Annotated in this window: 23 protein-coding genes; 11 read left to right on the forward strand and 12 right to left on the reverse strand. The window is 73.3% G+C overall.

Annotation, left to right across the window (positions count from 1 at the left end):
* Nucleotide 1: 1 nt before the first annotated feature.
* Entirely contained in the window at nt 2-820 is an 819-nt protein-coding gene (locus C8054_RS01810) for a PaaX family transcriptional regulator C-terminal domain-containing protein (protein ID WP_107154892.1), read from the reverse strand.
* Between the two features lie 189 nt (nt 821-1,009).
* Between C8054_RS01810 and C8054_RS01815 the strand changes: the two genes are divergently transcribed.
* Nucleotides 1,010-1,177 carry a DUF3117 domain-containing protein gene (locus C8054_RS01815; protein WP_013283866.1) on the forward strand — a complete coding sequence of 56 codons (168 nt, stop codon included), beginning with the start codon at nt 1,010-1,012 and terminating at the stop codon, nt 1,175-1,177.
* A gap of 145 nt (nt 1,178-1,322) precedes the next feature.
* Complete coding sequence (locus C8054_RS01820) at nt 1,323-2,783, forward strand: M17 family metallopeptidase (protein WP_107154893.1); 1,461 nt, start codon at nt 1,323-1,325, stop codon at nt 2,781-2,783.
* Nucleotides 2,784-2,793: 10 nt separating this feature from the next.
* On the opposite strand, the gene C8054_RS01825 is transcribed toward C8054_RS01820, so the two are convergent.
* Nucleotides 2,794-3,366 (reverse strand): O-methyltransferase, encoded by a 573-nt coding sequence (locus tag C8054_RS01825; protein WP_107154894.1) that lies wholly within the window; start codon nt 3,364-3,366, stop codon nt 2,794-2,796.
* 292 nt (nt 3,367-3,658) lie between these two features.
* Between C8054_RS01825 and C8054_RS01830 the strand changes: the two genes are divergently transcribed.
* Nucleotides 3,659-4,966 carry a S1C family serine protease gene (locus C8054_RS01830; protein ID WP_199199459.1) on the forward strand — a complete coding sequence of 436 codons (1,308 nt, stop codon included), beginning with the start codon at nt 3,659-3,661 and terminating at the stop codon, nt 4,964-4,966.
* 72 nt (nt 4,967-5,038) lie between these two features.
* A complete protein-coding gene (locus tag C8054_RS01835; protein WP_107154896.1) occupies nt 5,039-5,461 on the forward strand; it encodes a preprotein translocase subunit TatB in 423 nt (140 codons plus the stop codon).
* A 42-nt stretch (nt 5,462-5,503) separates the two neighbouring features.
* On the opposite strand, the gene C8054_RS01840 is transcribed toward C8054_RS01835, so the two are convergent.
* The 3 genes from C8054_RS01840 to C8054_RS01850 are packed head-to-tail and all read right to left on the reverse strand — an operon-like array spanning nt 5,504 to nt 8,577.
* Nucleotides 5,504-6,649: a P-loop NTPase gene (locus C8054_RS01840; RefSeq protein WP_107154897.1), complete on the reverse strand. Its 1,146-nt coding sequence runs from the start codon at nt 6,647-6,649 to the stop codon at nt 5,504-5,506.
* A 10-nt stretch (nt 6,650-6,659) separates the two neighbouring features.
* The gene (locus C8054_RS01845; protein ID WP_107154898.1) at nt 6,660-7,304 is read right to left on the reverse strand and encodes a DUF1003 domain-containing protein; all 645 of its coding nucleotides are present in this window, start codon (nt 7,302-7,304) and stop codon (nt 6,660-6,662) included.
* Complete coding sequence (locus tag C8054_RS01850; RefSeq protein ID WP_107154948.1) at nt 7,297-8,577, reverse strand: CBS domain-containing protein; 1,281 nt, start codon at nt 8,575-8,577, stop codon at nt 7,297-7,299. Before C8054_RS01850 ends, C8054_RS01845 begins: the two co-directional genes overlap by 8 nt.
* Before the next feature lie 33 nt (nt 8,578-8,610).
* Here C8054_RS01850 and C8054_RS01855 point away from each other — a divergent pair, with 33 nt between their 5' ends.
* Complete coding sequence (locus C8054_RS01855) at nt 8,611-9,480, forward strand: PhzF family phenazine biosynthesis protein (protein WP_107154899.1); 870 nt, start codon at nt 8,611-8,613, stop codon at nt 9,478-9,480.
* A gap of 253 nt (nt 9,481-9,733) precedes the next feature.
* Entirely contained in the window at nt 9,734-10,267 is a 534-nt protein-coding gene (locus C8054_RS01860; RefSeq protein ID WP_199199481.1) for a hypothetical protein, read from the forward strand.
* A gap of 69 nt (nt 10,268-10,336) precedes the next feature.
* Here the strand turns inward: C8054_RS01860 and C8054_RS01865 are convergent, their stop codons facing one another.
* Nucleotides 10,337-11,293, reverse strand: a complete 957-nt coding sequence (locus C8054_RS01865; protein ID WP_107154949.1) for a DMT family transporter — start codon at nt 11,291-11,293, stop codon at nt 10,337-10,339.
* Between the two features lie 132 nt (nt 11,294-11,425).
* Between C8054_RS01865 and C8054_RS01870 the strand changes: the two genes are divergently transcribed.
* The gene (locus C8054_RS01870; protein ID WP_107154901.1) at nt 11,426-13,579 is read left to right on the forward strand and encodes an APC family permease; all 2,154 of its coding nucleotides are present in this window, start codon (nt 11,426-11,428) and stop codon (nt 13,577-13,579) included.
* A gap of 4 nt (nt 13,580-13,583) precedes the next feature.
* Here the strand turns inward: C8054_RS01870 and C8054_RS01875 are convergent, their stop codons facing one another.
* Both C8054_RS01875 and C8054_RS01880 read right to left on the reverse strand, forming a co-directional pair.
* Entirely contained in the window at nt 13,584-13,871 is a 288-nt protein-coding gene (locus tag C8054_RS01875) for a hypothetical protein (protein WP_107154902.1), read from the reverse strand.
* A gap of 71 nt (nt 13,872-13,942) precedes the next feature.
* A complete protein-coding gene (locus tag C8054_RS01880; protein WP_199199462.1) occupies nt 13,943-14,767 on the reverse strand; it encodes an SDR family NAD(P)-dependent oxidoreductase in 825 nt (274 codons plus the stop codon).
* A 124-nt stretch (nt 14,768-14,891) separates the two neighbouring features.
* Between C8054_RS01880 and C8054_RS01885 the strand changes: the two genes are divergently transcribed.
* On the forward strand, nt 14,892-15,848 hold the full coding sequence (locus C8054_RS01885) for a CoA ester lyase (protein WP_107154904.1): 957 nt from the start codon (nt 14,892-14,894) through the stop codon (nt 15,846-15,848).
* A 40-nt stretch (nt 15,849-15,888) separates the two neighbouring features.
* Here the strand turns inward: C8054_RS01885 and C8054_RS01890 are convergent, their stop codons facing one another.
* Nucleotides 15,889-16,326, reverse strand: coding sequence for a DUF4190 domain-containing protein (locus C8054_RS01890; protein WP_107154905.1), 438 nt, complete (start codon nt 16,324-16,326; stop codon nt 15,889-15,891).
* 115 nt (nt 16,327-16,441) lie between these two features.
* Between C8054_RS01890 and C8054_RS01895 the strand changes: the two genes are divergently transcribed.
* Entirely contained in the window at nt 16,442-17,332 is an 891-nt protein-coding gene (locus C8054_RS01895; protein WP_107154906.1) for an SDR family NAD(P)-dependent oxidoreductase, read from the forward strand.
* A 4-nt stretch (nt 17,333-17,336) separates the two neighbouring features.
* On the opposite strand, the gene C8054_RS01900 is transcribed toward C8054_RS01895, so the two are convergent.
* A complete protein-coding gene (locus tag C8054_RS01900) occupies nt 17,337-17,741 on the reverse strand; it encodes a DUF4190 domain-containing protein (RefSeq protein WP_107154907.1) in 405 nt (134 codons plus the stop codon).
* Nucleotides 17,742-17,917: 176 nt separating this feature from the next.
* Here C8054_RS01900 and C8054_RS01905 point away from each other — a divergent pair, with 176 nt between their 5' ends.
* Entirely contained in the window at nt 17,918-19,114 is a 1,197-nt protein-coding gene (locus C8054_RS01905) for an acyl-CoA dehydrogenase family protein (protein WP_107154908.1), read from the forward strand.
* Between the two features lie 44 nt (nt 19,115-19,158).
* On the opposite strand, the gene C8054_RS01910 is transcribed toward C8054_RS01905, so the two are convergent.
* The gene (locus C8054_RS01910; RefSeq protein ID WP_233219425.1) at nt 19,159-19,797 is read right to left on the reverse strand and encodes a PH domain-containing protein; all 639 of its coding nucleotides are present in this window, start codon (nt 19,795-19,797) and stop codon (nt 19,159-19,161) included.
* Nucleotides 19,798-19,887: 90 nt separating this feature from the next.
* On the opposite strand from C8054_RS01910, the gene C8054_RS01915 reads away from it, so the two are divergent.
* Nucleotides 19,888-20,541 carry a TetR/AcrR family transcriptional regulator gene (locus C8054_RS01915; RefSeq protein ID WP_107154909.1) on the forward strand — a complete coding sequence of 218 codons (654 nt, stop codon included), beginning with the start codon at nt 19,888-19,890 and terminating at the stop codon, nt 20,539-20,541.
* Here C8054_RS01915 and C8054_RS01920 read toward each other — a convergent pair.
* Nucleotides 20,498-20,905 carry a CoA-binding protein gene (locus tag C8054_RS01920; protein WP_107154910.1) on the reverse strand — a complete coding sequence of 136 codons (408 nt, stop codon included), beginning with the start codon at nt 20,903-20,905 and terminating at the stop codon, nt 20,498-20,500. The genes C8054_RS01915 and C8054_RS01920 overlap by 44 nt on opposite strands.
* Nucleotides 20,906-20,912: the final 7 nt, after the last annotated feature.

A 20,912-nucleotide genomic window follows, 5' to 3' on the forward strand; every position in this document is an offset into this window, starting at 1 on the left:
TCTAACGACCCTTCTGTCGGGCGAGGCGGTGGCTGGCGTCGAGGCACTGCTCGACGTACCGGTCGGCGGCCGGCCGGAGCCGGGCCGCGTGCCGGTCGAAGAACCCGGCCGCGCTGGTGCCCGGCCAGCGCTCGGGGAGCAGCGCCGGGGGCAACTGCGGGTCCCGGAACAGGAACGTACGCCACGCGTGCACGAGCCGGAACCGGGCCGCGTACGCCTCCTCGTCGCTGCTGCGGACCGTGACGCCGGACAGCAGCGGCTTCTGTTCGGCGACGAAGCGTTCGTACGCCCGGCCGATCTCGACCAGGTCCCAGGCCCGGCGGACCACGCCCATGGCGCCCGGGGTACCGGCGGCGTGCGCGGCGGTGAACCGTTCGAAGCGCACGCCCGCCTCGGCGAGCAGCAGGTCGACGTCCTCGCCGGGGCGGGTGGCCACCCAGGTGCAGTCGTCGAGTGTGCCGTAGCCGAGGAAGGTGAGGTTGGCGGCGAGCCGCTGCCGGTCCCGGCGGGAGGCGGGCGCCGTGAGGACGAGAAGATCGAACCGTCCGTCCCAACTGTGCCGACCGGTCCGGTAGATCCGGGAGGCCGCCTCGTCGAGTCGACGACCCGCTTTCGGAGTGATCGAATATCCCGGTCCGGAGGCGAGCCGGAGTGGTTCCAGCCAGCCCTGACGGACCATCCGGGAGACCGCGGTGCGTACCGCCGGTGGGGCGATCCCGAGCGGCGCCAGCAGCTTGACCAGGGCGGCGACCGGTGCACGGCCACCCCGGACGCGGAGGTGGTCGCCGTACAGGTCGAAGAGTGCCGACCGTGCCTGCATGACCGCACATTGTGACAGGCCTACCCAAGATAAGCTAGATGCTGTTACATCAATGCTGCTTCGGTTTGGGTCCGGCGGTGTTCATCAGGGAAAATCGTCTGTCGACGCCTCCGCGACTGTTGCGGGTGCGATGGCGAAGTGGCTGTGGGGCAACCCACCGACCCTGGCGTAGGTCTGAGGGGAGACAACATGGCGGCGATGAAGCCGCGGACGGGCGACGGTCCGCTGGAAGTCACCAAGGAGGGTCGGGGCATCGTCATGCGGGTCCCGCTGGAGGGTGGTGGCCGGCTCGTCGTCGAGATGACTCCCGACGAGGCCACCGCGCTGGGTGACGCGCTGAAGGCGGCCGCCGGCTGATTCGAGGAGCAGGCCGCGTGGTGTCCCACCGCGCGGACGGTTCGTCCTACCCTGAGCCACCGGCTTGCCCGGTGGCTCAGGGCCTTCCTCGGCCGGCAAGCGGCAACGCGTCCCGCTTAGAGCGTTTTCGGAGGTACGGTCCAGCGTGCTGGCCATTCGTCTGGTGAGCGGGTCCACGCGACCCGACGCCCTCGTCCTGCCCATCCGTCCCGGTGGGTCGGACGCCCCGCCGGCGCTGGTCCCCACCGCCGTCCCGCCCGGGGACGACGTCCGGGCCGAGGCGACCGCGCTGCTGCCCGCCGCCCGCCTCACCGGGGCCGCCGGCGAGATCCGCGAACACCTGCGTCCCGGCGGCGCCCCGAGCCGGCTCTGGCTGCTCGGCGTCGGCGACGGCGACGAGGCGGGCTGGCGCTCCGCCGGGGCCGCGCTGGCCCGCGCCGGCAAGGATGAGACGCAGATCACGATTTCGGTTCCGGGCGGGTCCGAGTCCGCGCTGCGCGGCCTGGCCGAGGGGCTGCTGCTCGGCTCCTACCGGTTCCGGCTCACCGAGGCCGGCGCACGACCCGCCCTGGCCCGGGTGGACGTGCTGGTGACCGACCCGGACGCGCTCGCCGACACGCTGGCCGCGGCCCGGGTCACCGCCGAGATGACCCGGCTGGCCCGCGACCTGACCAACACCCCGTCCTCCACCAAGCACCCGGCGTGGTTCGCCGACCAGGTGGCCGGCGCCGCCGCCGACCGCCCCGACCTGCACCTGCGCGTGCGGGGCCCGGAGGAGCTGTCGGCCGAGGGCTTCGGCGGCATCCTGGCCGTCGGCGGCGGCTCCGTCCAGGGTCCGCGCCTGGTCGAACTCGACTGGCGGCCGGCCGGCGCGCGTACCCACGTGGTGCTGGTGGGCAAGGGCATCACGTTCGACACCGGCGGCATCTCGATCAAGCCGGTGCCGGCCATGAAACTCATGCGCAAGGACATGGCCGGCGCCGCCGCCGTAGTCGCCGCCACGCTGGGCGCCGCCGCGCTGCGCCTGCCGGTCCGGATCACCACGTTGGCCCCGCTGGCCGAGAACATGGTCAGCGGCTCCGCGTTCCGCCCCGGCGACGTGATCCGGCACTACGGCGGGCTGACCAGCGAGAGCACCAACTCCGACGCCGAGGGGCGGCTGGTGCTGGCCGACGCGATGGCGTACGCGGTCCGGGAGCTGAAGCCCGACCTGCTCGTCGACCTGGCCACCCTGACCGGGGCGAACGCGGTCGCCCTGGGCAAGCGGCACGCCGCGCTCTACGCCGAGAACGACGACCTGGCCGCCGACCTGCTGGCCGCGATGACCGCGGCCGGCGAGTGGGCCTGGCGGATGCCACTCGCCGACGACTACCTGGAATACCTGGCCAGCGACGTCGCCGACCTGCACAGCTCCCCGGCCCGGGGCGCCGGCTCGGTGGTGGCCGCGCTCTTCCTCCGCGAGTTCACCGGCGACCTGCGGGACCGCTGGGCACACCTGGACATGTCCGCCCCGTCCTGGTCCGACGACGTGCACGGCGAGCTGACCAGGGGCGCCACCGGCTGGGGCGTACGCGGGTTGCTGCGCTGGCTGGCGACGCTGGGCTGAGCGGGCGGCGTCAGCTCTTCACGGCGGCGAGCAGCCCGTGGCCGACCGGCAGCAGCGCGGGCACCCAGTGCTCCGACTCGCGGATCGCCTTGATGGTCTCCCGCACCGTCACCGTCTCCATGTCCCGCGCGGCCGGGTCACCGATCCGGCCGGCGGCCAGCGCGCCGTTGAGCGCGAGCACCCCGCCGGGGCGCAGCAGCCGCAGCGCCGCGTCCACGTACGCCGCGAAGCCGGGCCCCGGCGCGTCCGCGAAGACCAGGTCGTAGACGCCGTCCGCGAGACGCGGCAGCACGTCGAGCGCCCGACCGGTGATGATCCGGGTACGCCCCGACGGGAAGCCCGCCTCCTGGAGGAGCCGCCGGGCGATGCGCTGGTATTCCACCTCCACGTCGATCGTGGTGAGCACGCCGTCGGGGCGCATGCCGCGCAGCAGCCACACGCCGCTGACCCCGGTGCCGGTGCCGATCTCCACCACCGCACGGGCGTTACCGGCGGCGGCGAGCAGGCGCAGCGCGGCACCGGCGCCGGGCGTCACCGCCTCCACGCCCACCTCGTGGGCGAGGGCGCGGGCCGTGCGCAGCACGATGTCCTCGGTGACGTACGACTCGGCGAACTGCAGCGCCTGGGCCGTCGAACCGCCGGGACCGGCGACCGTGGCGATGGGGCACCTCCTGGGGGCGGGGCTGGTGCGAGGGGTCGGTTGGCACTGTGAGCGTAGAGGCGAGCCGGTACGCGCGCAGCCGCGAGTCGGCCCTCGGGCGATCACGGGCGGCAACCCCTGACTCCACCCGGGGCATCCGTGCAATCCTGGATGGGTCCCGCGCGTCTCGATCGTCCGGCTCCGCCGGCGTCGGCGCGGGGCGCGCGGGACGAATGTGGGAGGCACGGACGTGACCGACGGCTGGGACTGGCGCCGGCCCGGCGGCTCGGGCGCACCGGCGGGAGGGCCGGTGCCCGGGCAGCCACCACCGGGCGCCGGGGGTGGCACGACGTCGCCCTGGTGGTCCGACGCGCTGGCCGACCCGTGGCGGGACCCGTACGCGCCCGCGGCCGTGGTGGTCCCGGCCACCGCGCCCACCGGGGCGGGTGAGCCGGAGCCGGTCTCCGACCCGGACGCGCCGAGCCGGCCGGGGCTGCGTCAGGTGGTGCTGATCTCGCTGATCACCGCGCTGCTGGCCGGTTCACTGGGCAGCGCCCTGACCTACGCCTTCCTGGGCGGCGGCGCGGTGCCGACGCTGGGCGCGCAGGCCGGGCAGGCCCCGGCGCTCGCCCAGCGCAAGCCGGAGTCGCTGGCCGGGGTAGCCGAGCGGGTGCTGCCCAGCGTGGTCACCATCCGGGTGGCCAGTCTCGGCGGCACCAGCGAGGGCTCCGGCTTCGTGGTGAGCACGGACGGGCACATCGTCACCAACGACCACGTGGTCGCGGACGGCCCGGGCAAGGCCACCGTGATGTTCAACGACGGCAGCACCGCCGCCGGCACCGTGGTCGGGCAGGACCCGGAGTCGGACATCGCGGTCATCAAGGTCACCCGCAGCGGGCTGACGCCGGTGCAGTTCGGCGACTCGGACGCGCTCGCGGTGGGCGATCCGGTGCTCGCCATGGGTTCGCCGCTGTCGCTGGCCAACACCGTCACCGCCGGCATCGTCAGCGCGTTGGACCGCACCATGCAGGCGGGCGAGCCGGGCGGGCCGACCCGCTACTACGCGGCGATCCAGACCGACGCCGCGGTCAACCACGGCAACTCCGGCGGCCCGCTGGTGGACGGGGCGGGCCGGGTGGTCGGCGTGAACTCGACGATCAAGTCGCTGGTGGCCGACGGGCAGGAGGCCGGCAACATCGGGCTCGCCTTCGCCATCCCGATCAACCAGGCCAAGCGCGTCACCGAGGAGATCATCGGCACCGGCAAGGCCCGGCGTACGGTGATCGGCGCCTCGGTGGGCGGCACCGGCGCCACCGGCGGCGGGGTGCGGCTCAACGCCGTCGAGCCGGCCGGTCCGGCGGCGGCGGCCGGGATGCGCACCGGGGACGTGGTGCTCCGGCTGGACAAGCACCCGATGACCGACCCGACCGACCTGGTGGCGTTGGTGCGCAAGTACGCGCCGGGTTCGGTGGTAACGGTGGAGTACCGGCGTGGCTCGGCCCGGCAGAACACGTCGGTGACGCTCGCCGCGGACGCCAAGTGAGGACCGGTGACCCCCTCCCGCCGGGCCGCCTTCCGTGCGTAGTCTTGCCCTGACACGGACGAGGAGGCCGGAGTGTTCGAGAACCTGAACTGGTGGGAGATCGGCGCCCTGCTGCTCCTGGCACTGTTGATCTTCGGGGACCGGCTGCCCAACGTGATCAACGACGGCCTGCGGATGGTGCGCAACCTGCGGAACATGGCGCGGAACGCGACCGGAGACCTGAGCCGCGAGCTGGGGACCGACATCCAACTGGAGGACCTGCACCCGAAGGCGTTCATCCGCAAGCACCTGCTCAGCGAGGACGACGAGCAGGCGATCCGGAAGCCGCTGCAGAGCATGTACGACAACCTGCGCTCGGACGTCACCGGCGTGCACGACGAGCTGAAGGACGTGGCCAAGGCGGCGGACCTGCGCACCCCCACCCCCCGCCCGGCGGTGGCGACCCCCACCGCCGCCACCCCGACCCCGCGCCCGTCCTACGACGACGCCACCTGACCCCGTCCCCCAGGTATCGGGGGAGGGGCCAGGGGAAGTGGGTCAGCGGCCGGCGGGCTTGAGGCCGAGCGGCTTGCCGAGCAGGGACTCGCGGCGGACGGCGAGCCGGTCGGCCACCTCGAACATGGCCTTCGCGGCCGGCGCGTCCGGCTGGGTCAGCACGATCGGCTGGCCGGCGTCGCCGCCCTCGCGGACCCGGGTGTCCATCGGGATCTGCCCCAGCACCGGCACCTGCGCGCCGATGGTCCGGGTCAGCGACTCGGCCACCGCCGCGCCGCCGCCGGCGCCGAAGACCTCCATCCGGGAACCGTCCGGCAGTTCGAGCCAGGACATGTTCTCGATCACACCGACCACCCGCTGGTGGGTCTGCAACGCGATGGCGCCGGCCCGCTCGGCCACCTCGGCGGCGGCTGCCTGCGGCGTGGTGACCACCAGGATCTCCGCGTTCGGCAGCAGCTGGGCCACCGAGATCGCGATGTCGCCGGTGCCCGGCGGCAGGTCGAGCAGGAGGACGTCCAGGTCACCCCAGTAGACGTCGGCGAGGAACTGCTGGAGCGCGCGGTGCAGCATCGGGCCGCGCCAGACCACCGCCGCGTTGCCGGGGGTGAACATGCCGATCGAGATGACCTTCACGCCGTGCGACTGCGGCGGCATGATCATGTCTTCGACCCGGGTCGGCGCGCCGTCGGCGCCGAGCATGCGGGGCACCGAGTGGCCGTAGATGTCGGCGTCCACCACGCCGACCGACAGCCCGCGAGCGGCCAACGCGGCAGCCAGGTTGACCGTGACGCTGGACTTGCCGACGCCGCCCTTGCCGCTGGCCACCGCGTAGACGCGGGTCCGTGAGCCGGGCTGGGCGAACGGGATCACCGGCTCGGCGGTGCCACCGCCGCGCAGCTTCGACTGCAACTCCTGGCGCTGCTCCGGGCTCATCACCCCGAAGATGATCTCGACGCGGCTCACCCCGGGCACCGCCCCGACCGCTGCGGTGATGTCGTTGCGCAGCTTGTCCTTCAGCGGGCAGCCGGCCACGGTGAGCAGCAGCTCCACCCGCACCACGCCGTCGTCGTCCCGCTCCGCGGAGCGGACCATGCCGAGTTCGGTGATCGGCCGGCGGATCTCCGGGTCGTTGACGGTGGCCAGCGCGGCCTGGATCGCGTCGGAGACGGTGCTGACGGGTGCTGACATGCCGGTAATGCTACGTCGGGCTCTGGTGGCGGGCGTCGTGGGCGTGGTCACCGTCGAGCTCGTCGCGGGGCTCGTCGAGCGGGCCGCCGCCGGTCGGTCGCCGCGCCCCTCGGTCGTGCTGTCCTCGATCCTGCTGTCCCCGCTCGTGCTGCCGCCGTTCCAGCTTGCGCCGCCGCTCCGCCGCCTCGTCCAGCTCCTCGGCCAGCCGGGTCAGCTCGGAGCGGAGGAAGTCCCGGGTCGCCACGTCCCCCATCGCGATCCGCAGCGCGGCGATCTCCCGGGCCAGGTACTCCGTGTCGGCCTTCTGCATGGTGGCCCGCCGTCGGTCCTCGTCCAGTGAGACCCGGTCCCGGTCCGCCTGCCGGTTCTGCGCGAGCAGGATCAGCGGGGCGGCGTACGAGGCCTGGAGGGAAAGCACCAGCGTCAGGAACGTGAACGTGTACGGGTCGAACCGCAGGTGCGCCGGGGCGAGCGTGTTCCACAGGAACCAGGCGGCCAGGATCAGCGTCATGTAGACCAGGAAGTTGGCCGTGCCCATGCCCCGGGCGATGCCCTCGGCCCAACGGCCGAAGGAATCCGCGTCGATCCGGGGCAGGTGCAGGCCCCGGGGGGCGCGCGGCTGGTCGAGCCGCTCCCCGCGTCGCTGCTCACTCATCGTCCACGTTCCCGTCGTCGGTGGCGGACGGGGTCGGTGCCGCGTCCCGGTCCCGCCAGTCGCGCGGCAGGGAATGGTCCAGCACGTCGTCCACCGTGACGGCGCCGACCAGCCGGTTGCTCCGGTCCACCACCGGCATGCCCACCATGTCGTAGGTGGCCATCCGGCGGGTGATCTCGGTCAGCGGGGTGGACGTCCGGAGCGGGTCGATGTCGTTGACCACGATGCCGCCGAGCAGGTCGGCCGGAGGCTCGCGGAGCAACCGCTGGAAGTGCACCATACCCAGGTAACGCCCGGTCGGCGTGGTCAACGGTGCGCGGGTCACGAAGACCTGCGCGGCCACGGCGGGCGAGAGCTGCACCTCCCGGATCCGGGCCAGGGCCTCGGCGACGGTGGCGTCCGGCGGCAGGATCACCGGCTCGGAGGTCATCACGCTGCCGGCGGTGCCCGAGGCGTAGCGCAGCAGCTGGCGCACCGGGTCGGCCTCGTTCGGCTCCATCAGGTCGAGCAGCACGTCCTGCTCCGGCGGGGGCAGTTCGTTGAGCAGGTCGGCGGCGTCGTCCGGGTCCATCTCCTCGAGCACGTCGGCGGCCCGTTCCCGGTCCAGAGCGGCCAGGATCTCCACCTGGTCGCGCTCGGGCAGCTCGCTGAGCACGTCGGCGAGGCGCTCGTCGTCGAGCGCGGCGGCCACCTCGTTGCGCCGGGCGTCGGGCAGGTCCTGGAGCGCGTTGGCCAGGTCGGCCGGGCGCATGTCCTCCAGCACGGCGAGCAGGTTGGCCGTACCCCGGTTGTCGCCCACGACGCCGAGGCCGCGGACCCGGTCCCACTCGACCTGGTGCAGGTGGCCGCGGCGGGTGAGCCGGCCGGTCTGCTCGCGGACGGCGACCCGGGTCAGCGCCCACTCGCCGCCCCGGCTGTGCTCCATGGCCACGTCCACCACCGAGCCGGCCTGCCCGCTCTCGAGCTGGACCCGCCGGTCGAGCAGTTCCTGGAGCACCAGCAGCTCGTTCGGTCGTTTCTCGAACCGGCGCAGGTTGAGCGTGCCGCTGCCGAGCACCACGGCGTCCGGGTCGATCGAGGTGATCCGGTTGATGGAGAGGAAGATGCGTCGCCGCATGGGCATCTCGGCGACCAGCCCCACCACCTCCGGCGGCCGTTGGGTCGGACGCATCCGGGCGACCGCGTCGCGGACGCGGCCGACCTGGTCGCCGTTCGGGTCGAAGACGGCGACTCCGGCGAGTCGAGCGATGTAGACCCGGTTCGGCGTGCTCACGGGCACCAGCCTAAGGGCCTACTCTCTAACAGCATGTCGACCTTGGCCTACGAGATCGTGGACGTCTTCACCGACCGCCCGTTCGCCGGCAACCCGCTGGCCGTGGTGTTCGGCGCGGAAGCGCTGGCCACCGAGCAGATGCAGGCGCTCGCGCTGGAGTTCAACCTGTCCGAGACGGTCTTCGTGCTGGCGCCCACCCAGGCCGGCGCCACCTACCGGGCCCGCATCTTCACCCCCACCGACGAGCTGCCGTTCGCCGGGCACCCCAGCGTGGGCGCCGCGGTGACCGCCGGCCGGCGCGGCCTCTTCGAGGTGGGCCGGGTCACCCAGGAATGCGGCGCCGGCGTGCTGCCGATCGAGGTGAACCCCACCGGCGCGACGCTGACCGGGGGCACCCCGACGCTCGGCCCGGAACTCGACCCGGAGCCGCTGTTGGAGATCGTCGGGCTCACCGCGGCCGACCACGCCGGCCCGCCGCCGCGCGTCGCCGGGTGCGGCCTGGAGTTCCCCTACCTCCCGGTACGCCCCGACGCGGTGGCCCGGGCGCGGCTGAACACGGCGGCGGCGGAGCGGTACGGCGTCGAGCACGTCAGCCTCTTCTCCTGGGACCCGGAGTCGCAAACCGCGCACGCCCGGGTCTTCGTGCCCGGGATCGGCGTCCCGGAGGACCCGGCCACCGGTTCGGCCGCGCTCGGGCTGGGCGTCTGGCTGGTCGCCAGCGGCCTGCTGCCGGGCGAGGGTCGGACGCCGTACGCGGTGCGCCAGGGCATCGAGATCCACCGGCCCTCGTCGTTGGCCTGCACCGTGACCGCGGCCGGCGGGACGGCCGTCGGCGCGACCGTCTCCGGTCAGGTGGTGCCGGTGGCTCGCGGCGAGATCACCGTCCCGCCCTTCGTCGGCTGAGCGGCCCGTTGACGGTTGAGCCGTCTCGGCGGCGGGCCATGTGCGGGGGCGCCGGCGTTGTCGGCGCGCAGGAGGGAGCAGCCCGCCGCGCCTACGAACTTGATGGCGTGAACGGTTCACCGGTCCCGTGAACCGGCATCGGCTGCTGGCGACCGGGTAGCGGTGACCCGTCGACGCCATCAAGTTGGTAGCGCCGTGGGTGAGGTCACCCGCGCGAGCCCGCCCGCTCCGAGGAACCCCTCCGGCGGTGGAAGTGCGGGAGGATGGGCGGGTGAGCGACGAGGTGGACGAACGGGTGACCCCGCCGTTGGTGGACGAGGCGGTGAAGAAGGCAGCCGTCTGTTGGGTCGGCGTCGGCGACGGCCCGGCGTACGCGCTGTGGTGCCTGCCGCTGGACGGCGCGTTGCTGGTGGTGACCGGCCCCGGCGAGCAGGCGGCACCCGGGCTGGCTGACACCGACGCGGCCGAGGTGACGTTGCGTGGCGACCACGGTGGGCGGATCGTGAGCTGGCCGGCGCGGGTGGATCGGCTCCGGCCGGGCACCGAGGAGTGGGACACCGTCGCGCCGCTGGTGGCGGCGAAGCGGCTCAACGCGTCCGGCTCGGCCACCGAGCTGGTGGCCCGGTGGGCGGCCGAGGGCTGCGCGCTCAACCGGCTCACGCCGGCCGGCACGGCGCTGAGCGGCGCCGACCTGCCGGACGGCCCGTTGACCGAACAGCCGCGCCCGGCGTCCGTGGTCCGGGCCGTCCGCAAGCCGTTCCGCCTGCACCGCGTCCGCCGCCGCTGATCGCCGCCGCTGATCGCCGCCGCTCACCCGCCCGCCGTTGACCCGCCACGGGGCCGTGGGGGCCGGCGGTCAGTCCCGCAGCGGCGGGGGGTCGACCGGCACCGGGACCGGTGCGGCGCGTCGACCGGCCCGCGCGCCGCCGAGCACGACCACGGCGACGCCCACCAGCAGCAGCGCAAGCCCCGGCAGGGCCAGCGGCCGGGGTAGCTGCCCCAGCCAGACCCAGCCGATCAGCGCCGCGCCGGGCGCCTCCAGCAGGATCAGCACGCTGACCGTGGTGGCGGAGACCCGGTGCAGCGCGTAGTTGAACATCGAGTGCCCGAGGAGTTGGGCGCCGGCCACCAGGCCGAGGATGGCCAGCCACGTCCCGCCGTCGTAGCCGTGCAGGCGTACGCCGCCGACCAGGCAGACCACCAGCAGGATCAGCGCGCACACGCCGTAGCAGACGGTGGTGTAGCCGGTGGTGCTGACGCTGGCCCGGGCGCGCTCGCCGAGGGCGGTGTAGACGGCCGCGAACATGCCACCGGCCACGGCCAGCAGATCGCCGGCGAACGCCCGGCCGGAGACGGCGACGTCGGCGCCGGTGGCGAGCGCGGCACCGAGCACCGCCACCGCGATGCCGGCCCAGACCGCCGCCGGCAGCCGACGCCCCTGCCAGCGGGCGATCAGCCCCTGCCACACCGGCTGCGTCGCGCCCAACGCGGTCGCCGCCGCGACCGAGGTGAGCTTCGCGCTCGGCATCCAGGTGGCGAAGTGGGCGGCCAGCGCCACCCCGGAGAGTACGCAGTACAGCCCTTCCCGACGGCCCGGCCCGACCAGGAGCGCCCGGAGTTCGGCCCGTCGACGGGTCACCGCGACCGGACCGAGCACCGCCACCGACAACATGTTGCGCCAGAACGCGACGGCCAGGGCCGGCGCGGCGGCGAACGCCACCAGCGGCGCGGACGACGAGACGGCGGCGACGGCCAGCGCGAGCGCGCCGACGGTCAGCGTGTCGAGCGGCGGGCGGTGTCCAGCGGTGTGCACGGCTCCGATCATGCGCGTTCCGGCGATCCGGGATGCCGGAGACGTCTCCCCGGGCCGATCGGAGGTGTCTCCCCGGGCCGAACTGTCGCCGAACCGGCCACCGGAAGGGCCGCGGTGCACGACAGTGCGGGAGTGGAGGCAGAGCGGGACGACGCGGCGGAGCCGGGGACCGTGGTCACGCCGTCGGCCGAGTTCCCGCCGCTCGGCGCCGAGGAGCGGGCCGCGCTCGGCCGGCTCGGCACCCGCTGGCACGGTCCCCGGGATGCCGGCGACCTGCCCGTCGACCCGACGCTCGGCCGGCGCGGGCAGCCGCCCCGACCCACCCGGTTCGGGCGGTTGGCCCCGATCGACCTGTTCACCGTGGCGCAACCGGACGAACTGGTCGCCACCGGGCCGGCGTACCTGCCCGGCAACCGGGCCGGCCGGGTGGTGGCCCGGGTTCGCCGGACCCTGATCGGCCCGCCGCTGGCCAGCAGCTCCGTGCTCTACGAGCGGATGCGCAAGCTGGTCGCGCTGCCGGTGCTCTCCTCGGACCTGCTCAGCTCCGTCGCGTACGGGCCGGAGGCGATGCTCGCCGTGCTGGTGCTGGCCGGCGGTGCCGCGCTCGGGCTGGCGTTGCCGCTGGCCGCGCTGCTGGCGGTGCTGATGGTCGCGGTCGGGCTCTCCTACCGGCAGACCATTCCGGCCTATCCGCACGGCGCCGGGTCGTACCTCGTGGCCTCAGACAACCTGGGGCGTACGGCGGGACTGGCCGCCGCGGCCGGGCTGATGCTCGACTACGTGCTGACCGTGTCGGTGTCGGTGGCCGCCGGCGTGCACGCGGTCACCTCGGCGCTGCCCGGGTTCACCAGGTGGACCGTGCCGCTCGGGGTGCTGGTGATCGCCGTGCTGCTCGCCGGCAACCTGCGTGGCGTTCGCACCGCCGGCAACATCTTCGTGCTGCCCACGTACGCGTTCGTGGTGGTGGTCCTCGCGGTGCTGGCGGTCGGCTACGCGAAGGCCGCGGCGCGGGGTTTCGCGCCGGTGCCGCCACCGGCGGTGCCGGCCGCGGAAGGGCTGGGGCTGCTGCTGGTGCTGCGCGCGTTCTCCTCCGGCGCGGTGTCGATGACCGGCATCGAGGCGGTCTCCAACGCGGTGCCGGCGTTCCGCCCGACCGAGTGGCGCAACGCCCGCACCACGCTGGGCTGGATGGTTGCCATGCTGGTCACGCTCTTCGCCGGACTGGTCGGGCTGATCCACCTGGACGGCCTGGTGCCCCGGGCGGACGAGACGCTGCTGTCCCAGCTCGGCCGCGTCACGTTCCCCACCGGCCCCGGGTACGCGATCCTCCAAGCCACCACCGCGTTGATCCTGCTGCTGGCCGCGAACACCGCGTTCAACGACTTCCCCCGGCTGCTGTTCTTCATGGCCCGGGACGGGCACGCGCCGCGCCGCTTCCTGCACATGGGTGACCGGCTGGCGTTCAGCAACGGGCTGGTCGCGCTCGCGCTCGCCGCGGCGACCGTCTTCGTGGCCTTCGGTGGGCACACCCAGACGCTGATCCCGCTCTACGCGGTCGGCGTCTTCCTCGCGTTCACGCTGTCGCAGACCGGGATGGTGGTGCACTGGCGACGCCGGCGCGGGCGGGGCTGGCGCCGGCCGCTCGCGGTCAACGCGGTCGGCGCGACGCTCTCCGGGCTGGTGCTGCTGACCGCCGCGGTCGCCAAGTTCACCGAGGGCGCCTGGGTGGTGGTGGTCGCGGTGCCGCTGCTGGTGCTGCTGTTCCGTCGGATCCACCGGCACTACGCCACGCTGCACCGGGCGCTGGCGCTGCACCCGCCGCCGCCCGGGGCGCCGCCCGGCCCGGCCGGCTCCGCCGAGGGCGAGGAGCTTCCCCAGCAGGTACGCCACCTGGTGATCGTGCCGGTGGCCCGGCTGAACCGGGCCTCGCTGCGCGCGCTGGCGTACGCGGCCTCGCTGGGCCGGCCGACGCTGGCCGTGCACATCGCGCCGGAGGAGGCCGAGGCGGACCGGTTCCGGGACCAGTGGCGGGCCTGGGGCGACCACCTGCGGCTGGAGACGATCGTGTCGCCGTACCGGTCGGTGATCGGGCCGCTGGCGCACTACCTGGAGGCGCTGCACGCCGCCGGCCCGGAGCTGACGCTCACCGTGATCGTGCCGGAGGTGGTGCTGCGCCGGCGTCGGCACCGGTTGCTGCACAGCCGCGCCGAGCAGCGGCTGCGCGCCGCGCTGCGGGCGCTGCCCGGCGTGGTGGTGACGAGCGTCCCGGTGCACGTGTCGCAGTGACGCCTCAGACGTCGTGGACCTCCAGCACGCGGGTGGTGGGGGCGGCGTCGCCGAGCTCCGCGCGGAGCGCGGCGCGCTCCGGGTCGACCAGGAACGCGTCGAGCCCGTCGCGGGCGGCGAACCGGATCACGTGCACCTCGGTCTCCCCGTCCTCGGTACGCAGCCGTCGCTCCAGCCGTCCGCCGTGCCGGTCGAGCAGCGCCAGCACCGCGTCCTCGTAGCGCCGGCCGGCGTCGGCGTCGGCGCTCAGGTCGACCAACGCGACCAGCAGGACCTCGTTCCCCGTCGTCATGGCGTCGAGTGTCCCAGCCGGCCGACCGGCGCGGTGTCCCGCAGCGTCCCGGCCGATCGGCGCGGTGTCCCTCAGCCGGCGAGACCGACGGCCTCGGCGCTGGCCGTCCAGAGCCGGGCCGCCAGCGCCGGGTCGGCCGCCCATTGGCGCGGCCGGTGCGGCCTGCGGTCGGCGTAGTAGCCGCCGTCGATCAGCCGGGACGGGTCCTGGCCGGCGAGCCAGACCAGCGTCTCCGCGCCCTTCTCCGGGGTGCGGAACGGCAGCAGCCGCATGCCGAGCGCCACCACCCGGCTCTCGTTGCCGAACCGGGTGCTCACCACGCCGGGGTGGAACGCGTACGACCGCACCCGTGGCCAGCGCCGCGCCGCCTCGGCGGTGAACAGGATGTTCGCCTGCTTGCTGGTGCCGTACGCCCGGAACGGCCGGTAGTGGCGCAGCGCGGCGTTGAGGTCGTCCGGGTCGAGCACGCCGCTGCGGTGCGCGTTGGAGGCGGTCACCACCATCCGGCGCACCCGGTCGGCCAGCAGGTTGCTGAGCAGGAACGGGGCGAGGTGGTTGGCCTGCATGCTCAGCTCGAAGCCGTCGACAGTGGTGACCGGTTCGAGCACGATCGCGCCGGCGTTGTTGGCCAGCACGTCGATCCGGTCGTAGTTCGCGCGCAGCCGCTCGGCGAGCCCGCGTACGTCGTCGAGCACGGCGAAGTCGGAGCGGAACAGCTCCGGCTGCTCGCCGCTGGACTCGCGCACCCGCTCGCCGGCGGCGCGCAGCCGGGCCGGGTCCCGGCCGACCAGCACCACCTGGTCGCCGCGGCGGGCCAGCTCGACGGCGGCGGCCAGCCCGATGCCCGAACTCGCGCCGGTCAGCACCACGATCCGACGCTCAGTGAGATCTTCCACAGGTCCATTCACCCCGGTCACGGCACGAGGTTACCGTGACGTAGCCCCGTCCTTTGGGATCGTTAAGTTCCGACTTCCACCGCCGCGTCGCGTGCTGCCGCCGGACGCTGATAGGAGCGCATCCATGACCGCTGTCGGTCGCCCCCGCCGGTCCTGCCTGGCGGTTCCCGGTTCCAGCGTCAAGATGCTCGGCAAGGCCCAGGGCCTCCCCGCCGACCAGGTCTTCCTGGACCTGGAGGACGCGGTCGCCCCGCTGGCCAAGCCGGACGCGCGCAAGAACATCGTGGCCGCGCTGAACGAGGGGGACTGGGCCGGCAAGACCCGCGTGGTCCGGGTGAACGATCTGACCACGCCGTGGACCTACCGGGACGTCATCGAGGTGGTCGAGGGCGCGGGCGCGAACCTGGACTGCATCATGCTGCCGAAGGCGCAGAACGCCGCGCAGGTGCACTGGCTGGACCTGCTGCTCACGCAGATCGAGAAGACGCTCGGCCTGGAGGTCGGCCGGATCGGCATCGAGGCGCAGATCGAGAACGCCGCCGGGCTGGTCAACGTGGACGCCATCGCCGCCGCCTCGCCCCGGGTCGAGACGATCATCTTCGGCCCGGCCGACTTCATGGCCTCGATCAACATGAAGTCGCTGGTGGTCGGCGCGCTGATCCCGGACTACCCGGGCGATCCCTACCACTACATCCTGATGCGCATCCTGATGGCCGCCCGGATGCACGACAAGCAGGCCATCGACGGCCCGTTCCTCCAGATCCGCGACGTCGACGCGTTCCGCGAGGTGGCGAAGCGCTCGGCGGCGCTGGGCTTCGACGGCAAGTGGGTGCTGCACCCGGGCCAGATCGACGCCGCGAACGAGGTCTACTCGCCGGCGCAGGCCGACTACGACCACGCCGAGCTGATCCTCGACGCGTACGACCACTACACGTCCGAGGCGGGCGGGAAGCTGGGCGCGGTGATGCTCGGCGACGAGATGATCGACGAGGCGTCCCGCAAGATGGCGTTGGTGATCTCGGCCAAGGGCCGGGCCGCCGGGATGACGCGTACCTCCTCGTTCACCCCGCCCTCGGCGTGACCGCGCGCCGGGCCGCCCCGCGCGGGGCGGCCCGGTCGGGTCAGTAGCTGCTGGAGCTGTCCGAGTTGATGGCGATCGCGATCATCACGATGTAGAAGATGATGCCGGCGACCAGCAGGGCGGTGAGGATCCAGCCGACGATGATGGCCGCCTTCGCCATGCCCTCGCCCTGCTCGCCGGTCTCCCGGATCTGCCGGCGGGCCACGTGCCCCATGATCGCGCCGATCGGCGCGGTGATGCAGGACGTGAAGCCGACCAGCGAGAGCACCAGCGCCACGATGGCAAGCGTGTTCGTCCGGCTCGCCGGCGGCGCGTAACCGGGGTACACGGGCGGCGGGTACGCGCCCGGCGGCGGGTAGCCGGCCGGTGGGTAGCCGGGCGTCGCGTACGGGTCGCCGGGCGGGGGCGCGTAGGGCGACTTCCCGACCGCGTACGGATCCTCGGGCGCGTAGGGGTCGACCGGCGGGGGATAGCTCATCTGATCATCTCCAGGTACGTGGTCCGGGTCAGGGTAGCCACCACCGGAAAACCCGCAGTACCCCCTTCCGGGTGCCGCATTGCCCGGAAGGTCCACAGCGGGCAGGATCCTCGACATGGCACTTGACGCGCGTGGGGGTCGGTCGCGACGGGACACGAGCCGGCCGGGGTCGGTGCGCCGCCCGCGCGCCGGGGAGCCGGCGGGCGCCGCCGACCAGGAACGGGCCGCGCCCCTCCCGGAGCCGGCCACCATGCGGCTGGACGGCCGGGTCGCGCTGGTGACCGGCGCGGGCAGCGCGGACGGCATCGGGTACGCGACCGCGCGCCGGCTGGCCGACCTGGGCGCCCGGGTGGCGATCGTGTCGACCACCCGGCGGATCCACGACCGCGCCGAGGAGCTGGGCGTCACCGGTTTCGTCGCCGACCTCACCGACGAGTCGGAGGTGGGCGCGCTCGCCGACGCGGTGGCCGAGCAGCTCGGCGACGTCGAGGTGCTGGTCAACAACGCGGGCCTGGCCAGCCGGGCCAGCCCGGAGGTGCTGCGACCGGTGGCCCAGTTGACCTACGACGAGTGGCGCGGCGAGATCGACCGCAACCTGACCACCGCGTTCCTGTGCAGCCGCGCGTTCATCAACGGGATGTCCGAACGCGGCTGGGGGCGGATCGTCAACCTGGCCGCCACCGCCGGTCCGGTCAACGCGCTGCCCACCGAGGCGGCCTACGCGGCGGCCAAGGCGGGCGTGGTGGGGCTGACCCGGGCGCTGGCGATGGAGATGATCGCCGACGGGGTGACCGTGAACGCCGTGGCGCCGGGCATCATCCACACCGCCGCGTCCACCATGGCCGAGATCAAGCAGGGGCTCGGCACGCCGGTGGGCCGGCCCGGCCTGCCGGACGAGGTGGCCGCCGCGATCGCGTTCCTCTGCTCACCGGCCGCGTCGTACATCACCGGCCAGATGCTGGTGGTCGACGGCGGCAACAGCGTCCGGGAGGCGCAGTTCCGCTGACGCGTCAGTAGCCGTTGTTGTCGGCGTTGGCCCAGATCGCCAGCCCGATCCAGCCGCAGCAGACCAGCAGGCCGAGCGCGGTGAAGACGTAGCTGAGGATCAGCCCCCAGGTGGCGAGCTGGTCGCCCTCCTCGCCGGTCTGCCGGATCTGCCGTTTGGCCAGGTGGCCGCAGACGATGCCGGCGGGCGCGAAGACGAACGCGAAGACCAGCGACAGGATGGCGAGCACGTTGGGTCCGCCGCGCGGGCGCGGGCCCTCGCCGGGCGGGCCGTACTGGCCGTAGGGCGGCTGCGGGGCGTACGGCGGCTGCTGCCCCCACTGCGGCTGGTGCCCGTACGGCGGTTGCGGCCCGTGCGGCTGGCCGCGGTCCGGCGGCTCGTACGGCGACGGTGGCTGCTCGTCGGTCACGCCGGCCCCCTCGGATCCCCAGGTCAACCGCCCTTTCTCTTGCGGACGCTACCCGGAGCGGTGAACCTTTTCACAGCGGTTGTGTGGACTGGTCACCTTGGCGCGGCCGGTTGCGGGGCCGATACTGATCGAGCGTTCAGTTACCCATGAGTAATGCGCCGACCCCGGAGGCTGAGATGGCCCGACTCGCCCAGACGCCCGGCCTGACCGATGTGCAGCGGTCGATCCTGGAAACGGTCCGGGAGTTCGCCGACAAGGAGATCATTCCGCACGCCCAGCGGTTGGAGCACGCCGACGAGTACCCGACCGACATCCTCGACGGGATGCGCGAGATGGGGCTGTTCGGCCTCACCATCGACGAGGAGTACGGCGGTCTCGGCGAGTCGCTGCTGACCTACGCGCTGGTGGTCGAGGAACTGTCCCGGGGCTGGATGTCGATCTCCGGCATCGTCAACACGCACTTCATCGTGGCGTACCTGATCTCGCAGCACGGCTCCGCCGACCAGAAGGCCCGCCTGCTGCCGAAGATGGCCACCGGCGAGGTGCGCGGCGCGTTCTCCATGTCGGAGCCGGAGTGCGGCTCGGACGTCTCGGCGATCAAGTCGAAGGCGGTCCGCGACGGCGACACCTTCGTGCTCAACGGCCAGAAGATGTGGCTGACCAACGGCGCGTACTCCTCGGTGGTGGCCACCCTGGTCAAGACCGACACCGGGGCCGACTCGGTCTACGGCAACATGAGCACGTTCCTGCTGGAGAAGGAGCCCGGCTTCGGCGAGACCGCGCCCGGCCTGACCATCCCCGGCAAGATCGACAAGATGGGCTACAAGGGCGTCGAGACCACCGAGATGGTGCTCGACGGCGTCGCCGTCCCCGCCTCCGCCGTGCTCGGCGGCGAGGAGCGGGTCGGTCGCGGCTTCTACCAGATGATGGACGGCATCGAGGTCGGCCGGGTCAACGTGGCGGCCCGCGCCTGCGGCATCTCGATCCGCGCGTTCGAGCTGGCCGTCGCGTACGCCCAGCAGCGCAAGACGTTCGGCCAGCCGCTCGCCCGACACCAGGCGATCGCGTTCAAGCTCGCCGAGATGGGCACCAAGATCGAGGCCGCGCACGCGCTCATGGTCAACGCGGCCCGGCTCAAGGACGCCGGCCAGCGCAACGACGTCGAGGCCGGCATGGCCAAGCTGCTCGCCTCGGAGTACTGCGCCGAGGTGGTCCAGGAGGCGTTCCGGATCCACGGCGGCTACGGCTACTCCAAGGAGTACGAGATCGAGCGCCTGATGCGGGAGGCCCCGTTCCTGCTGATCGGCGAGGGCACCTCGGAGATCCAGAAGACCATCATCTCCCGCGGCCTGCTCCAGCAGTACAAGCTGTAAGGAGGGGCCCCTTCTTAACGCATACGGTAGAGAAGGGGCCCCTTCTAACGCTTCGGCCGGCGCGTGACGGGGTCGGCGGCGAGGTGTCGGCGGGCGTGCTCGACGAGCGCGGCCGGGTCGTCCGCGTACATCCGGATCTCCCGGACCGGGGTGCTCGGCCCGCTCGGCAGCGGCACCGACAGCGGTTCCCGCAGCACCAGGTCGATCGACGTCTGGCTGCCGACGCCGAGGTTGAGCACCGTCGGGTCGTCCTCGTCGTAGCGGACCGCGCGGCTGGACGGCAGTGACCGGCGGCGGACCGCGACGTCGGCGACGGCGGACCACGGGATCGTGACGTCGAGCGAGACGCCGTTGCGCACCCGCAGACCGTCGCCGTCGACCAGGTGCGGGTGGATCCGGAGGCTGGCCATCAACCCGAACATCCACAGCAGACCCCACACGCCGAGCCCGACGGCGGCGTGCCGGATCGTCGGCGAGTCGACGGTGTGCCGCAGGATCACGTCCAGGATCGGAATCTCGATCGCGGACATGACGATGAAGGCGACCAGGATCGTCTGGACGCCGCCCACGTAGGCGAACGTCGTCGCGCCGGGCGCCACCGGGTAGGGGCGGCGCAGCACCCACCGGGCCAGGCTGCGCCACATGCCCCACTCGTACGCCACTACGCGTCGGATCAGACTCATCGTCGCCCTCCTTATTTTTGCAATACAGTTGCAAGGTAAAGGGGCCCCGGTCAACGTGTCAATGCGGTTGTATTGTGAAAGCATGGGGGAATGCCGAAGCGGGTGGACCACCGGGAGCGCCGGGCGCTGATCGCGGACGCCTTGATGCGGGTCGCGGCCGAGCAGGGGCTGGAGGCGGTCAGCCTGCGCCACGTGGCCGCCGCCGCCCAGGTCAGCGCCGGGATGGTGCAGCACTACTTCCGTACCCGGGACGAGATGATGGTCTTCGCGCTCGCCGTGGTGAGCGAGCGCAACGAGACCCGGATCCGCCGGGCGGTCGAGGCGCTCGGCGCGACGCCGCCACCCCGGGCGCTGCTCCGGGCCATGCTGACCGAGCTGCTGCCGCTGGACGAGGAACGGCGGGCGGACGGCCGGGTGGCCCTGGCCTTCCTCGCCTACACCGCCGTCCGGCCCGCCGTGGCCGCCGCGCTGCACGCCGACACGGCAGCGTTGCGGGCGTTCGTCGCGGACCAGATCGCCCGGTCACCGCTGGCCACGGCCGGTCGGGTGGACCCGGAACCGGCCGCCGTCGGCCTGCTCGCCGTGCTGGAAGGGCTCGGCATCCACGTGCTCGGCGGCCACTATTCGCCGGAGACCGCGCTTGTCGCGCTGGACGCCCAGCTCGACCTGATCTTCGGCCGCGAGCCGCCGGCCGAAACGGTCAGCCGCGCCGGGTCAGGCCGGCCGCGGCCCGCTCCACGATGAGGCACCTGTCCTCGACGTAGTCGATGCCGGCCGCCTCGGCGATCCGGCGCGCCTCGGCGGAGACGATCCCGAGCTGCAACCAGACCGCCGGCGCACCGATCGCCACCGCCTGTCGGACCACCTCGACCGCGTCCCGCGCCGGGCGGAACACGTCCACCAGATCGACCGGGTGCGGGATGTCGGCAAGCGTCGGGTACGCCTTCTCGCCGAACAACTCGTCGACGGTCGGGTTCACCGGGATGATCCGCCACCCGTGCCGCTGCATCTCCAACGGCACCCGGTGCGCGGCCTTGCCCGGATCACGGGAGGCCCCGACGACGGCGATCACGGCGGAGTCGGCGAGGAGCTGCTGGGCGGACCGCATTCACCGA

It is taken from the genome of Micromonospora sp. RP3T, assembly GCF_003027925.1.
Taxonomy (GTDB): domain Bacteria; phylum Actinomycetota; class Actinomycetes; order Mycobacteriales; family Micromonosporaceae; genus Micromonospora.

Excerpts from the sequence above, each read along its gene's own strand:
- C8054_RS01920 (WP_107154910.1), bottom strand. The coding sequence starts at position 20,905 with ATGCGGTCCGCCCAGCAGCTCCTCGCCGACTCCGCCGTGATCGCCGTC.
- C8054_RS01890 (WP_107154905.1), bottom strand. The coding sequence starts at position 16,326 with ATGAGCTATCCCCCGCCGGTCGACCCCTACGCGCCCGAGGATCCGTAC.
- C8054_RS01895 (WP_107154906.1), top strand. The coding sequence starts at position 16,442 with ATGGCACTTGACGCGCGTGGGGGTCGGTCGCGACGGGACACGAGCCGG.
- C8054_RS01905 (WP_107154908.1), top strand. The coding sequence starts at position 17,918 with ATGGCCCGACTCGCCCAGACGCCCGGCCTGACCGATGTGCAGCGGTCG.
- C8054_RS01875 (WP_107154902.1), bottom strand. The coding sequence starts at position 13,871 with ATGACGACGGGGAACGAGGTCCTGCTGGTCGCGTTGGTCGACCTGAGC.
- C8054_RS01845 (WP_107154898.1), bottom strand. The coding sequence starts at position 7,304 with ATGAGTGAGCAGCGACGCGGGGAGCGGCTCGACCAGCCGCGCGCCCCC.
- C8054_RS01815 (WP_013283866.1), top strand. The coding sequence starts at position 1,010 with ATGGCGGCGATGAAGCCGCGGACGGGCGACGGTCCGCTGGAAGTCACC.
- C8054_RS01810 (WP_107154892.1), bottom strand. The coding sequence starts at position 820 with ATGCAGGCACGGTCGGCACTCTTCGACCTGTACGGCGACCACCTCCGC.
- C8054_RS01840 (WP_107154897.1), bottom strand. The coding sequence starts at position 6,649 with ATGTCAGCACCCGTCAGCACCGTCTCCGACGCGATCCAGGCCGCGCTG.
- C8054_RS01885 (WP_107154904.1), top strand. The coding sequence starts at position 14,892 with ATGACCGCTGTCGGTCGCCCCCGCCGGTCCTGCCTGGCGGTTCCCGGT.
- C8054_RS01915 (WP_107154909.1), top strand. The coding sequence starts at position 19,888 with ATGCCGAAGCGGGTGGACCACCGGGAGCGCCGGGCGCTGATCGCGGAC.
- C8054_RS01910 (WP_233219425.1), bottom strand. The coding sequence starts at position 19,797 with ATGAGTCTGATCCGACGCGTAGTGGCGTACGAGTGGGGCATGTGGCGC.
- C8054_RS01855 (WP_107154899.1), top strand. The coding sequence starts at position 8,611 with ATGTCGACCTTGGCCTACGAGATCGTGGACGTCTTCACCGACCGCCCG.